General features: G+C 60.4%; 13 protein-coding genes and 1 pseudogene. 7 read left to right on the plus strand and 7 right to left on the minus strand.

The annotated features are described in order from the left end of the window. The first annotated feature begins 5 nt into the window (after window positions 1-5). From AADJ04_RS02245 to AADJ04_RS02255, 3 genes are read left to right on the plus strand one after another with little or no spacing between them, the layout of a single operon-like run. Window positions 6-545: an RDD family protein gene (locus AADJ04_RS02245; RefSeq protein ID WP_082758808.1), complete on the plus strand. Its 540-nt coding sequence runs from the start codon at window positions 6-8 to the stop codon at window positions 543-545. 45 nt (window positions 546-590) lie between these two features. Then, a complete protein-coding gene (locus AADJ04_RS02250) occupies window positions 591-995 on the plus strand; it encodes a diacylglycerol kinase (protein ID WP_341238650.1) in 405 nt (134 codons plus the stop codon). Beyond that, the gene (locus AADJ04_RS02255; RefSeq protein WP_066696534.1) at window positions 988-1,581 is read left to right on the plus strand and encodes a TIGR00730 family Rossman fold protein; all 594 of its coding nucleotides are present in this window, start codon (window positions 988-990) and stop codon (window positions 1,579-1,581) included. Before AADJ04_RS02250 ends, AADJ04_RS02255 begins: the two co-directional genes overlap by 8 nt. Before the next feature lie 60 nt (window positions 1,582-1,641). Here the strand turns inward: AADJ04_RS02255 and AADJ04_RS02260 are convergent, their stop codons facing one another. Further along, entirely contained in the window at window positions 1,642-1,980 is a 339-nt protein-coding gene (locus tag AADJ04_RS02260; RefSeq protein WP_044396316.1) for a P-II family nitrogen regulator, read from the minus strand. A 72-nt stretch (window positions 1,981-2,052) separates the two neighbouring features. After that, the gene (locus AADJ04_RS02265) at window positions 2,053-3,711 is read right to left on the minus strand and encodes an NAD+ synthase (RefSeq protein ID WP_341238609.1); all 1,659 of its coding nucleotides are present in this window, start codon (window positions 3,709-3,711) and stop codon (window positions 2,053-2,055) included. A gap of 80 nt (window positions 3,712-3,791) precedes the next feature. Between AADJ04_RS02265 and AADJ04_RS02270 the strand changes: the two genes are divergently transcribed. After that, entirely contained in the window at window positions 3,792-5,069 is a 1,278-nt protein-coding gene (locus AADJ04_RS02270) for a GNAT family N-acetyltransferase (RefSeq protein WP_341238610.1), read from the plus strand. A 104-nt stretch (window positions 5,070-5,173) separates the two neighbouring features. On the opposite strand, the gene AADJ04_RS02275 is transcribed toward AADJ04_RS02270, so the two are convergent. From AADJ04_RS02275 to AADJ04_RS02290, 4 genes and pseudogenes are all read right to left on the minus strand, one after another. Then, complete coding sequence (locus AADJ04_RS02275) at window positions 5,174-6,727, minus strand: methyl-accepting chemotaxis protein (RefSeq protein ID WP_341238611.1); 1,554 nt, start codon at window positions 6,725-6,727, stop codon at window positions 5,174-5,176. A 33-nt stretch (window positions 6,728-6,760) separates the two neighbouring features. Further along, window positions 6,761-7,087, minus strand: a pseudogene (locus AADJ04_RS02280) (MCP four helix bundle domain-containing protein); the annotation flags it as partial. 15 nt (window positions 7,088-7,102) lie between these two features. Next, the gene (locus tag AADJ04_RS02285; RefSeq protein ID WP_341238612.1) at window positions 7,103-7,318 is read right to left on the minus strand and encodes a hypothetical protein; all 216 of its coding nucleotides are present in this window, start codon (window positions 7,316-7,318) and stop codon (window positions 7,103-7,105) included. A gap of 335 nt (window positions 7,319-7,653) precedes the next feature. After that, window positions 7,654-9,588 (minus strand): methyl-accepting chemotaxis protein, encoded by a 1,935-nt coding sequence (locus AADJ04_RS02290; protein WP_341238613.1) that lies wholly within the window; start codon window positions 9,586-9,588, stop codon window positions 7,654-7,656. 77 nt (window positions 9,589-9,665) lie between these two features. On the opposite strand from AADJ04_RS02290, the gene AADJ04_RS02295 reads away from it, so the two are divergent. Continuing rightward, complete coding sequence (locus tag AADJ04_RS02295; protein WP_341238614.1) at window positions 9,666-9,929, plus strand: hypothetical protein; 264 nt, start codon at window positions 9,666-9,668, stop codon at window positions 9,927-9,929. Window positions 9,930-10,013: 84 nt separating this feature from the next. On the opposite strand, the gene ppa is transcribed toward AADJ04_RS02295, so the two are convergent. After that, complete coding sequence (gene ppa, locus AADJ04_RS02300; protein ID WP_341238615.1) at window positions 10,014-10,550, minus strand: inorganic diphosphatase; 537 nt, start codon at window positions 10,548-10,550, stop codon at window positions 10,014-10,016. Between the two features lie 239 nt (window positions 10,551-10,789). On the opposite strand from ppa, the gene AADJ04_RS02305 reads away from it, so the two are divergent. Beyond that, entirely contained in the window at window positions 10,790-12,871 is a 2,082-nt protein-coding gene (locus tag AADJ04_RS02305; RefSeq protein ID WP_341238616.1) for a sodium-translocating pyrophosphatase, read from the plus strand. A 189-nt stretch (window positions 12,872-13,060) separates the two neighbouring features. Further along, window positions 13,061-13,195 (plus strand): hypothetical protein, encoded by a 135-nt coding sequence (locus tag AADJ04_RS02310; RefSeq protein ID WP_255523535.1) that lies wholly within the window; start codon window positions 13,061-13,063, stop codon window positions 13,193-13,195. Window positions 13,196-13,269 lie beyond the last annotated feature (74 nt).

Consider the following 13,269-nt stretch of genomic DNA (forward strand, 5'->3'; position numbering starts at 1 on the left):
CAGGTATGTCTGCTCTTCCCGAATCCGGCTCCTCCATCCCATCGCCCGCCCCTCAGTCCAGCAAGCTTCAAACACCCAGTATCACGCGGCGGATGGCATGCTGGCTGTACGAAGGCATTCTGATGTTTGGCGTGGTCTTCATCGCGTCGTACCTGTTTGATACGCTGAGCCAGTCCCGCCACGCATTGGCCAACCGCGGCCTGCGCATGGGGTTCCTGTTTGTGGTCTTTGGTATTTATTTCGGGTGGTTCTGGTCGCGCGGCCAGACGCTTGCACAAAAAACCTGGCACATCCGCGTAGTCAGCCCCACTGGCGCGCCAGTCACGCAAGCTCGCGCTGCGTTGCGCTACGTGCTGTGCTGGGTATGGTTCCTTCCGCCCCTGGCAGCCTATTCCTTCGGTGTGCCAGCCCTTGAAGTGCTGGTCCTGCTGGGTGGATGGGTAGCGATGTGGGCTATTTTGAGTCGTTTTCATCCCGCACAGCAGTTCTGGCATGACGCATGGGCAGGCACCCGTCTGGTGCATTTTGATCCGGGCAAAAAATAATACCGGGGCGGCTTGGTCGCCCAGATCCCTCCACGACGACCTCATATGTCCACCCCACCTCCCGCATCACCCGCCAACGCGCAAAAAAGCCGCAAAGGGCTTAACCGCGTCTGGCATGCCGCTGGTTATTCGATTGAAGGTTTGAAGGCCGGCTGGCACGAAACCGCATTCCGCCAGGAAGCTCTGGCAGCGTTGGTACTGGTTCCACTGGCCTTCTGGCTGGGCAAGAGCTGGGTAGAGGTCGCTTTGCTGGCCGGTTCTGTGGTGATTGTGATGATCGTCGAACTGCTCAACACAGGGATCGAAACGGCGATTGATCGGATTGGCCCGGAGTGGCACGACCTTTCCAAACGCGCCAAGGACATGGGCAGCGCCGCCGTATTGCTGGCGTTGCTGCTGTGCGGCGGGATCTGGGTAGCCGCTATCGTTCAAAGGATTTTTCATGGCTGAACCCACGTTTTCGATCTGTGTCTACTGCGGTTCACGCCCAGGAGAGAACCCCGCATTTGCCCAAGCCGCACAAGAGGTAGGCCGCTGGATCGGGGAACACTCAGGTCAGCTGGTGTACGGCGGCGGACGCGGCGGATTGATGGGCACCGTGGCAGAAGCCACGCGCCTCGCAGGCGGTCGCGTGGTGGGCGTGATTCCCCAGGCGCTGGTAGACAAGGAACTGGCCAACCACGCCTGCGATGAATTGCACATCGTGCAGAACATGCACGAGCGCAAGGCCATGATGGCCGAGCGCAGCGATGCCTTTGTAGCCCTGCCGGGCGGCATTGGCACGTTTGAAGAGCTGTTTGAAGTGTGGACCTGGCGCCAGCTGGGCTACCACGGCAAGCCTTTGGGCCTGCTGAACGTGGCGGGCTATTACGATGGTCTCATGGCGTTTCTGCAGACCAGCGTGAAGAGCGGCTTTATGGGGGAGTGGCAGATGGAGCTGCTGCAAACAGAGACGACTCCGGCAACATTGCTGCGCAACCTGGTGCTGGCAAGCGGCCCCGACCAACCGGCCACCCCACTGCGCGCGGTGATCTAAATACCTTTTCAAACGGCGCAGATTGCGCCGGCGATGGCGGACGGGATCTCTTTGGCCGCGTCAGATGGCCGCGTCGTCCAGGTCTCCGGTTCGGATGCGCACCACGCGCTCTACGGGGGTCACAAAGATCTTGCCGTCACCAATCTTGCCGGTGCGGGCCACGTTCACGATGGCATCGACGCAGCGGTCCACGTCCTCTGTTTTCACCACCACTTCCACTTTCACCTTGGGCAGAAAGTCCACCACGTATTCCGCGCCGCGGTACAGCTCGGTGTGGCCTTTTTGGCGCCCAAAACCTTTGACCTCGGTCACCGTCAAGCCGGTCACGCCGCATTCGGCAAGCGCTTCACGCACCTCTTCCAGTTTGAAGGGCTTGATGACGGCGGTGATCATTTTCATAGGGGTCTCCTGGGGCGATATAAAAAATTGGCGGGCACGCTGAAGGACTAGTGATAGGGGTCAAACCTACCTTCAGGCACGGAACTTGTTGGTAATAGGGTAACGCCAGTCTTTACCAAAACTGCGCTTTGTGACGCGAATGCCCACGGGCGCCTGGCGGCGTTTGTATTCGTTGATTTTGATGAGCCGCGTCACGCGCTCCACATCTGCCCGCGCATACCCGGCAGCGATGATGGACTCAATGGGCTCGTCATTTTCCATGTACCGCTGCACGATAGCGTCCAGCACCTCGTAAGGTGGCAGGCTGTCCTGGTCTTTCTGATCAGGCCGCAACTCGGCGCTGGGCGGGCGGGTAATGATGCGCTCGGGAATGGGGTTGCTACCCGTGCCATACGGGTCATTGGCGTTGCGCCAGCGTGCGAGCTCAAACACGCGGGTCTTGGCCACGTCCTTGATGACGGCGAAGCCGCCCGCCATGTCGCCATACAGCGTGCAATAGCCTGTGGCCATCTCGCTCTTGTTGCCTGTGGTGAGCACCACTTGGCCAAACTTGTTGGACAAGGCCATCAGCAACGTGCCGCGAATGCGGGCTTGCAAGTTCTCTTCCGTCGTGTCCTCGGGCAGGCCCGCAAACTCTTGCGCCAGGGCCGACTTGAATGCCTCGAACTGAGGACGGATGGAGATTTCGTCGTACCGCACGCCCAGACGCGTGGCCATGTCGCGCGCGTCGATCCAGCTGATGTCTGCCGTGTAGGGTGAGGGCATCATCACCGTCCGCACTTTGTCGGCCCCCAGGGCGTCCACCGCAATCGCCAGCACCAGGGCCGAATCAATGCCACCGGACAACCCCAGCAGCACGCCAGGGAAGCCATTCTTGGTGACATAGTCGCGCACGCCCAGCACCAGCGCGTCCCACAAGTCGGCATCAGCGCTCGGCACGGGGGCCACATCAGCTATCAATTCAATAGCACCCTGCGCTTGCTGCAAGCGCACTGTGAACAGATTTTCTATAAAACCAGGCGCGCGCCCGGCCACGCGCCCGTCTGCCCCCAAAGCAAAGGAGCGGCCTTCAAACACCACTTCGTCCTGCCCACCCACCAGATGCGCGTACAGCAGGGGCAAACCCGTCTCCGCCACGCGCTCCCGCATGGTTTGCTCGCGCTCGGCACTCTTGCCCAGGTGAAATGGCGACGCATTGATGACCGCCAGCACCTCTGCCCCTGCAGCCGCTGCATCGCGTGCGGCTGCCGGGTACCAGGCATCCTCGCAAATCAGCACACCTACCCGCACTCCAGCCACTTCAAACACGCACGGTTCCTGCCCCGCCACGAAGTAGCGGCGCTCGTCAAACACCTGGTAGTTGGGCAACTCGCGCTTGAAATAGGTCTGCTCGATCTGCCCATTGCGCACCACGCTGGCGGCATTGCGGCAGACGCTGAAAGCCGCCGCATCGGCAGACAGGGCCTGAGGGTGGCCCAGCACGATCGCCAGCCCTTGTAACCCTGCAGTTTCGCGGGCCACGGCTTTCACGGCATCATCGCAAGCCGCAAGAAAAGCGGGGCGCAAAAACAGGTCTTCGGCCGCATAGCCACACACTGCAAGCTCGGGCGTCAGCAACAGCTGCGCGCCCAAGGCATGGGCTTCGCGGGCAGCGGCAATGATCTTTTGCGCATTGCCGGGCATATCGCCCACCACGAAATTGAGCTGAGCTGTGCAAATGGAGAGCGTCATGGAATTGATAAGGGCCTTGCAGGCCTGGTGGAACAACGCCCACACCGCCCCCGCGGGGTTGACGCAGAAAATCCTGATGGATGCCTGCCCCCCCAGAACACGCCGTGGCTGAGTCGCACATTATCGCGCGCGTACACGCGAGCGTGCTCGATGTGGACCCACAAGCCTGGAACGCATTGCTGGCGCATCAAGCCCACGCCACGCCCTTCATGCGGCATGAATACCTGGCTGCACTGGAGAGCAGCGGCAGCGCCACGCCGCGCACGGGCTGGACGCCGCGCTTCCTCACCTTGTGGGACGCGGGGGTGCTGGTGGCCGCCTGCCCGCTGTACCTGAAAACCCATTCGTATGGCGAATATGTGTTTGACTGGGCCTGGGCCAGCGCCTACGAGCAACACGGCGTGCCGTATTACCCCAAGGCGCTGGTAGCCGTGCCCTTCACCCCTGTGCCGGGCACCCGCTTGCTGGCGCGTGATGCCACTGCGCGGGCACAGCTGGTGCAGGCTGCGCGCCAGTGGTGCATGGAAGAAGACATCTCATCATTGCACTTGCTGTTTGCGGCAGAAGAAGACATTGCCACCTGCGCCGACCAGGGCCTGATGTTGCGCCACACCGTGCAGTTCCACTGGCAAAACACGGCGCCTGTAGCACCTGTTGTGTCTGGCGAAGCAACGTCGGAATGGCTGGCGATGCCAAATCGCTTCACCAGCTTTGACGACTTTCTGGCCAGCCTGGCCCAGGAAAAGCGCAAGAAGATCAAACAGGAGCGACGCCGTGTGGCCGATGCAGGCGTGACTTTTCGCTGCCTGCAAGGCAAGGACATCAGCACAGGCGACTGGGATTTCTTCTACCGCTGCTACGAACGCACCTACCTCGAACACGGCAACCCACCCTACCTGAGCCGCGCCTTCTTCGCGGACATGGCGCGCACCATGCCCGAAGCCTGGGTGCTGTTCATTGCCGAGCGCGATGGCCGCTCCATTGCTAGCAGTTTGATAGCTACCAGCGCTTGTCCCGCAAGCGCTACAGGCCAAAAAGATACTGAAATCATCGCCTATGGGCGCTATTGGGGGGCGCTGGAACGCGTGGACTGCCTGCACTTTGAGGCCTGCTACTACCAGCCTTTGCAATGGTGCATTGAGCATGGCGTGCACCGCTTTGAAGGCGGCGCCCAAGGCGAACACAAAATGGCGCGGGCCTTGCTGCCCGTGCAGACCAGCAGTGCCCACTGGCTGGCGCACCCCGCTTTTGCCGATGCGGTGGAACGCTTTTTGGAACGCGAGGGCGAAGGGGTGGATGCCTACCTGCAGTCGCTGCTCGAACGCACGCCTTTTCGCAAAACTCAAAACCCAGCCTGACCCCAAGAAAAAAGCCGGTGCAACGCACCGGCCTTTCGGGTCAATGGGTAGGCCGCTTCACTGCACCGCCCGTGTGTGGACTACAGCCAACGGCCTGTGCAGCTTTAGAACGACTCCCAGTCTCCATCATCGGATGCCGCAGGCGCCTTGGACTTGGCAGGGGCACTGTAGGCCACTTGCCTTGCTGGCGCAGTTGCCGCCTTCTTGGAATTGGCAGCACCTGCCATTTTTACCTTCAGTTCCTTCGCCAGCTGGATCACCGCAGCACCCACTTTTTGCGAGGCATTGGAGAAACCGGTGTTGTTCTCCAACTGCTTCTCGGCTTCCGAATAAGCGCCCTGGTTGATCAGGCGCGCCACCTTGCCAGCCTCCTGGTGGAACTGTCGGTGCGACTCCAGCAACTGCACAAACGACGGTTTGCCGCCGTACTGCGACCTGCCCGCGCCGTGCAGCCACTTGCCCAGCTCGCAGCAATCGTCACGCGACACGGTGTCTGCGTCCAGAGACTCCTTCTGGGCCACGGCCGTGCGCAATTTGGCCCGCCAGTTGGCGTGCGCTTGAATGGCGTTGTCCAGGTTGATGCCCAATGCGGGGCCTTCTGATCCTGCGAAAGAACGGCCCAGCGCGGCGGCGGGCGCTGCAGCGAATCGGGCCGAAGCAGATGCGGGCGCAGAGCCCATGCGCGGAGCTTGCATGCGAGCCACACGCTCCTCGCCTGCGGCCAGCTTAAAGAACGCCACGGTGTCGACGAGATCCTGGGCCTGATTGTTCAGGCTGCTGGCCGCTGCGGCCATTTCTTCCACCAGGGCCGCATTTTGTTGAGTGACCTGGTCCATTTGGGTCACCGCTTCACCCACCTGGCTGACGCCCTGGCTTTGCTCATTGCTGGCAGCGCTGATCTCACCCATGAGGTCCGTCACGCGCTTGATCGCACCCACCACTTCCGTCATGGTGGTGCCGGCTTGGTCTACCAGCGACGTACCGTGCTCTACGCGCTCCACGCTGTCGCTGATCAAAGTCTTGATCTGCTTGGCGGCCTCGGCCGAGCGACCAGCCAGGCTGCGCACCTCGCTGGCCACCACCGCAAAGCCACGGCCTTGCTCGCCTGCGCGGGCGGCTTCCACGGCAGCGTTCAGTGCCAGGATGTTGGTCTGAAAGGCAATACCGTCGATCACGCCAATGATGTCGGAGATCTTGCGCGAGCTGTCGTTGATGCCCTTCATGGTCTCCACCACCTGGCTGACGACTTCACCACCCTGCACCGCCACGGTGGAGGCGCTCATCGCCAACTGGTTGGCCTGGCGGGCGTTGTCGGCGTTCTGGCGCACGGTCGAATTGAGCTGCTCCATGGACGCAGCCGTTTCCTGCAGGGCACTGGCCTGTTGCTCGGTGCGGGCGCTCAGGTCGTTGTTGCCCGAAGCGATTTCCGAAGAAGCCACTGCAACGCCCTGCGAGCCTTCACGCACCTGGCCCACGATGCGCGAGAGGCTTTCCTGCATCTCCGACAGCGCGCGCAGCAAGCGGGCTGCCTCGTCCTTGCCCCGGGCGTCAATGCGAAGAGACAAGTTGCCCTTGCTGATTTCTTCCGCAGCCTCCACCGCACGCTGTACGGGGGTGGTGATGGAACGCGTAGCCCACACCGCAAACAGCAAACCCAATACCAACGAGGCACCAGCCCCGATCGCCAGCACTCACTGACTGGTCTCCGCAGAGCTCAATACCGACTTTTCAAAAGCAGCCAGCTCGTCGTAGGTGTACTTGGTGACGTTTTCAAGCGACTGGATGTAGTTCTGGGCCATGGGGCGGAGATCGCTGTCTACCAGGGCGAACACATCTTCACCGGCCTTTTTGCGCTCGAGCAACTTGGCACGGGCATCCACATAGGTTTTGCGGGCGGTGGCTACTTTGGCCAGCAGTTCTTTGCCCTTGTCGCTGTCAATCAAGGTTTCGAGTTTTTTCTGCTTCTCGCTCACCTCTTTGGTGGTGGCCGACATGTCGGCCCCCAGCGCAGAGATATAGCTCGCATCAGTAGCCTAGAGCGCTGCGGAGGCGCGGGTCCAGTTCAAATCAATCCCGGCTTTCCACTCCATGGCCAGCTGGTTGCGCTCAATCTCCACCGTGGCGATGCGAACAGTGGCTTCCTTGAGCATGGACAGACGCCAAAAGCCTACTGCGGCAATCACGGCGGTGATCAAAAGAACAAGCCCAAAGGCCATGCCTAAGCGGGTACCGATCTTGAATTGGTTCATCGTATTTCTCTTAAAAAGCGCCTGTGCACCAAAGTGGCACAAGCGTACTGCCAACCTCGTCGAACTCCCACTACAGCCCATCACCCACCTCAGGATTACCAAGGCGATGGACGTGAGACCTGCGCCACAACACTGCTGGGCGGTCGGGCCTCACTTGCATTTGAAGCAGCGCTTCGACACAAGTCAACACACATTATCCACCGTATTTATATCATAACAATCATAAACATCATAACTATCAAATTAAAACTTATTCACATTGAATTAGTCCATCAAATAAGGGGATGTGGTGGGAGAGCAAGGTATCAGTTCGGTAACAAATAGCGATTCGCATTTCACTGTGTTGACAGGCGCCGCCATGCGCCTGTGTGAGCCTCGCAAACCACGGCCCGCCAACGCGGGACATGGGTGGAAGCAAAGGCAGTCGCTGGACGTTGGGGTGCACTGAATAAAAAAGCACGCTGGGTTACAGCGTGCTTTGGCTTGGCAGCGGCCTTCGTTGGAAGGCCATCGAGAAGATGCTTAGAAGCTCTCCCAATCGTCGTTGTTGGCCTTGGGCGTGGCTGGCGCTGTGGGTGCTTTGGCTGCAGGCAGTGCTCGGGGCGCCGCTGCCCGACGCGCAGAAGCAGGCTTTGCAACTGCGCGCGCCCGGTTCTGTGCACCCTGGGGGCGCCAGTGGCTACCTTCGCAGCGGGCACTGCAGCCCGGGCAGCAGGGGCGTTTGCATCGAGCTGGAAAACCGCCACAGCATTGACCAATTCCCCCGCCTGGGTGTTCAGGCTGGCTGCTGCCGCCGCCATCTCTTCGACCAAAGCCGCATTCTGCTGCGTGGCCTGGTCCATCTGCGTGACAGCTTCTCCTACCTGGCCCACGCCTGCGCTTTGTTCGCTGCTGGCCGCGCTGATCTCTCCCATGATGTCTGTCACGCGCCGGATGGCAGTGACGACTTCGGTCATGGTGGCCCCAGCTTTGTCTACCAGCGCGCTGCCTTGTTCCACCCGCTCTACGCTGGCGGTGATGAGGCTCTTGATTTCCTTGGCGGCTTCTGCGCTGCGCTGGGCCAGGCTGCGCACTTCACCAGCCACCACGGCAAAGCCCCGGCCTTGTTCGCCGGCTCTGGCGGCTTCCACGGCGGCGTTGAGCGCCAGGATGTTGGTCTGGAAGGCAATACCGTCAATGACGCTGATGATGTCGGCAATCTTGTTGCTGCTGGCGTTGATGCCTTTCATGGTCTCGACCACTTCGGCCACAACTTCACCACCCTGGGCGGCGACGGTAGATGCGTTCATGGCCAGTTGGTTGGCGGTGCGGGCGTTGTCTGCGTTTTGCCGCACGGTGGAGCCGAGTTCTTCCATCGACGCGGCGGTTTCTTCCAGAGCGCTGGCTTGTTGTTCTGTGCGTGCGCTCAGGTCGTTGTTGCCTGAGGCAATCTCGGCGCTGGCCGAGGCCACGCTTTCTGCATTTCTGCGCACGCCAGACACAACACGCTTGAGCGAATTCTGCATGTCGCCCAGGGCTGAAATCAAGGGTGAAAACTCATCTTGACGGGAGTCTTGCACAGACTGCATCAGGTTGCCATCACGCACAAGTTCCGCAACCTGTTGGGCTTGAAACACCCTGTTTTGCAGCGCACGCCCAGTCCATATCACCAAACAAACCAAAGCAGACACAGCACCAAGAATGGATACAACCAAGAATACCAGGGTGGACTGAAGGTTGGTGTCGATCCGGCTCACATAGGCAGCCACCAACTGCTGTTGGAGCTTGACGGTATCAGCGGTCAGTTGCAGCACGGCGTTGCGAGCGGGAATGGTCTTGTCGACCAAGTAGGCCATCGCGTCGTCTTTTTTGTCCGAAGTGATCAGCGCAATGTTGGCCTCGCCATGGCGCCAAAATTCGGCCAACAAAGGTGGAAACTTATCAAAAAGCTGCCGCTCATCAGGCGTGGAAATGGCCTTTTCGTAGCTTTTCAGAGCCTCTTCCAACAACCGTCTTTTCTCTGCAATGTCATTCAAGGAGGCATCCCGCTCCTGCACATTTCTTGCCAACATCGCATGACGCAACTGCAGCGAAACACGGGTGACGTTCAGTTCCACGCCTGCAATACGCGCTAATTGCGAAATATTCACGTCTCGAATTTCCACTACCAGATGTGAAACCCGCGTGAGCTGCACATAGGAGTACCAGGCGACGCCAGAAAAAGCCAAGGCCAGAACCACTGTCGTCGTGTACAGACGACCCAAAATACTGCGGATGAATCTACTAAACATGCCCACCTCCGTGTAGTTGGAAGAAATTGAAACGATGTGCCGAAGGTCAACGTTGGCTATTCAAAGCTCAAACGGACATGGAATCCCCCAGCAATGACAAGAACTTTGAAAGCCAACACGCGGTTGAAAAAGACTCATCAGAAGTTCAAATTTATCATATTTTTATCTTAAATCATTTTTCTCAAAAATACAATCTCAAATTGCATCCATGCATCCACACGACGCAGCACGATGCAGCGTGTCAAAAGACGTTTGCACCTGACCTCTCCGGCGGCAGGCACGGCCTCTCAAGACAGCAGGACGTCTGCAGCATTCAGCCGATAAAACCACCGGGGCAATAAAAAAAGCATGCAGCCCCAACAGGCTGCATGCTTTAGAAAAGCCCCGAATCAGTAAAACGATTCAGGCCGTCAGATCGAAACCGCTCAGTTCTGCGATTTCTTGAAGTTTTCCACGCCGTCGGTGATTTCCTTCTTGGCGGCGTCAATGCCTTCCCAGCCCAGCACCTTGACCCACTTGCCCTTTTCCAGGTCCTTGTAGTGCTCGAAGAAGTGGGCAATGGCGTTGCGGCGCATGGCGTTCACATCGTCAATGCTCTTCCAGTGGTCGTACATAGGCAAGATCTTGGAAGTGGGCACGGCAATGACCTTGCCATCCACGCCAGCTTCGTCTTCCATCATCAAAATGCCCAGGGGGCGGCAAGGCACCACCACACCAGGGTGCAGGGGGTAAGGGGTGATGACCAGCACATCCACAGGGTCGCCGTCGCCCGACAGGGTCTGGGGAACATAACCGTAGTTGGTGGGGTAGTGCATCGCAGTGGTCATGAAACGATCCACAAAAATCGCGCCCGACTCCTTGTCCACTTCGTACTTGATGGGGTCAGAGTTCATCGGGATTTCGATGACCACGTTGAATGTCTCGGGGATGTTCTTGCCAGGGGTGACGTTGTTGAGGGACATGTCTTTAAAAATAGTGGTTTGCAACAGTAACCCGCGAAGCATGGCGTTCCATTGAGCGTCGGGATTAACCCTGATTTTAGAGGCATGCCCCTTTCTGCCCGCTTGCAACAGGGGGTTTGGTTGTAAATTGAGACCGTTGGCCAATCGGCCCCGCCCTGGGGCCCGAGGAAGCAACGCAGCGGAAGCACCACCGATGCGTCGTGTTTCCAACCGTGCAACCGCATTTGAAGGAGCACTGTATGGCTGACAGCACAGCAATGACCCCTCCCCTTTTATTGGCCCTGGTCTGCGGACTGGTCGCCGTGGCTTACGGCATTTGGGCGCGGGGCTGGATCCTTGGCAAAGACCCCGGCAACGCGCGCATGCAAGAAATTGCGGCGGCCATTCAGGCCGGCGCGGCGGCCTACCTGGCGCGCCAGTACAAGACCATTGCCTTCGTCGGCGTGGTGCTGGCGGTGCTGATTGGCGTTTTCCTTGACGGAACGACGGCCGTCGGCTTCGTGGTGGGGGCCGTGCTCTCGGGTGCCTGCGGCTTCATCGGCATGAATGTGTCGGTGCGCGCCAACGTGCGCACAGCGCAGGCCGCCACGCAGGGCATTGGCCCGGCGCTGGACGTGGCGTTTCGCGGCGGCGCCATCACCGGCATGCTGGTGGTGGGGCTGGGGCTGCTGGGCGTGACGGGTTTCTTCTGGTTTCTCGCAGGCAACGGCAACCTCAAGCCCACGGCGCAACTGGCCACGCTGCTCAACCCGTTGATTGGTTTCGCGTTTGGCTCGTCGCTCATCTCCATCTTCGCGCGCCTGGGTGGCGGCATCTTCACCAAGGGTGCCGATGTGGGCGCCGACCTGGTGGGCAAGGTCGAGGCGGGCATTCCCGAGGACGACCCGCGCAACCCCGCGGTGATTGCCGACAACGTGGGGGACAACGTGGGCGACTGCGCCGGCATGGCGGCCGACCTGTTCGAGACCTATGCGGTAACGCTGATTGCCACCATGGTGCTGGGCGCACTGATGGTGGGCGCCGCCCCGGTCAACGCCGTGGTGTACCCACTGGCACTGGGAGCGGTGTCCATCATCGCGTCCATCATTGGCTGCTTCTTTGTGAAGGCATCCCCCGGCATGAAGAACGTGATGCCCGCGCTGTACAAGGGCCTGGCCATCGCCGGCGTGTTGTCGCTCATCGCGTTCTACTTCGTCACGTTGTGGATCATTCCGGACAACGCCATCACCGCCAGCGGCAGCCAGATGAAGCTGTTTGGCGCCTGTGCCACCGGGCTGGTGCTGACGGCCGCGCTGGTGTGGATCACCGAGTTTTATACGGGCACGCAATATTCCCCCGTGCGCCACATCGCACAGGCATCCACCACGGGCCATGGCACCAACATCATTGCGGGCCTGGGCGTTTCCATGCGCTCCACCGCCTGGCCAGTGATTTTTGTGTGCCTGGCCATTCTGGTGGCCTACCAGCTGGCGGGCCTGTACGGCATTGCGGTGGCGGCAATGTCGATGCTGTCCATGGCCGGTATCGTGGTGGCGCTCGATGCTTACGGCCCCATCACCGACAACGCCGGCGGCATTGCCGAAATGGCCGAGCTGCCCAGCAGCGTGCGTGACATCACCGACCCGCTGGACGCCGTGGGCAACACCACCAAGGCCGTGACCAAGGGCTACGCGATTGGTTCGGCTGGGCTGGCTGCGCTGGTGCTGTTTGCGGACTACACCCACAAGCTCGAAAGCTACGGCCGGGCCATCACCTTCGACCTGTCGGACCCGCTGGTCATCATTGGCCTGTTCATCGGCGGGCTGATTCCTTACCTGTTTGGTGCCATGGCGATGGAGGCCGTGGGCCGCGCGGCAGGCGCCGTGGTGGTCGAGGTGCGCCGCCAGTTCAACACCATTCCCGGCATCATGGACGGCACCGGCAAGCCCGAGTACGGCAAGGCCGTAGACATGCTGACCACCGCCGCCATCAAAGAGATGGTGATCCCGAGCCTGCTGCCCGTGGTAGTGCCCATTGTGGTGGGCCTGCTGCTAGGCCCCAAGGCGCTGGGCGGCTTGCTGATGGGCACCATCGTCACCGGCTTGTTCGTGGCGATTTCGATGTGCACGGGCGGCGGCGCGTGGGACAACGCCAAGAAGTACATCGAAGACGGCAACCACGGCGGCAAGGGATCTGAAGCGCACAAGGCCGCCGTGACGGGCGACACCGTGGGCGACCCCTACAAAGACACCGCCGGCCCCGCCATCAATCCGCTGATCAAGATCATCAACATCGTGGCGCTGCTCATCGTGCCGCTGGTGGTCAAGTTCCACGCGGGGTAATCAGGCCCAGCCCCGCGCCATGACGCCAACCACGGCTGGGGCGGGGCCTTGCGCAATGATTGATTGACGCCCTTCTCACTCACCTTCACCATGCAAGGCAAGCGCACAAAAGAAGAAGGAGACACGCCATGACCGAGCTGGTCGTTCGCCGCCAGTGCCTGGCACACCCTGTTCGGCCCCGCCGGGCTGGTGCGCCACATCTGGCGGCCGTGGTGGGCCTACCGGCGGCGCGACTTTCACCCCAACCAACAGGCCAGCAACCTGTCGGCCCAGTGGCTGGAGCACAACCGCCACCGCTTCACACCAGTGGGTGAAACCGGCTGAGTCAGGCGGTGCACGCCGCAGCGCAGCCCCCGCGCTTCAGGGCATTTTCGCTATTGATTTCATAGCTACCCGCG

This window comes from uncultured Acidovorax sp. (assembly GCF_964021665.1).
Classification (GTDB): Bacteria; Pseudomonadota; Gammaproteobacteria; order Burkholderiales; family Burkholderiaceae_C; genus Acidovorax; species Acidovorax temperans.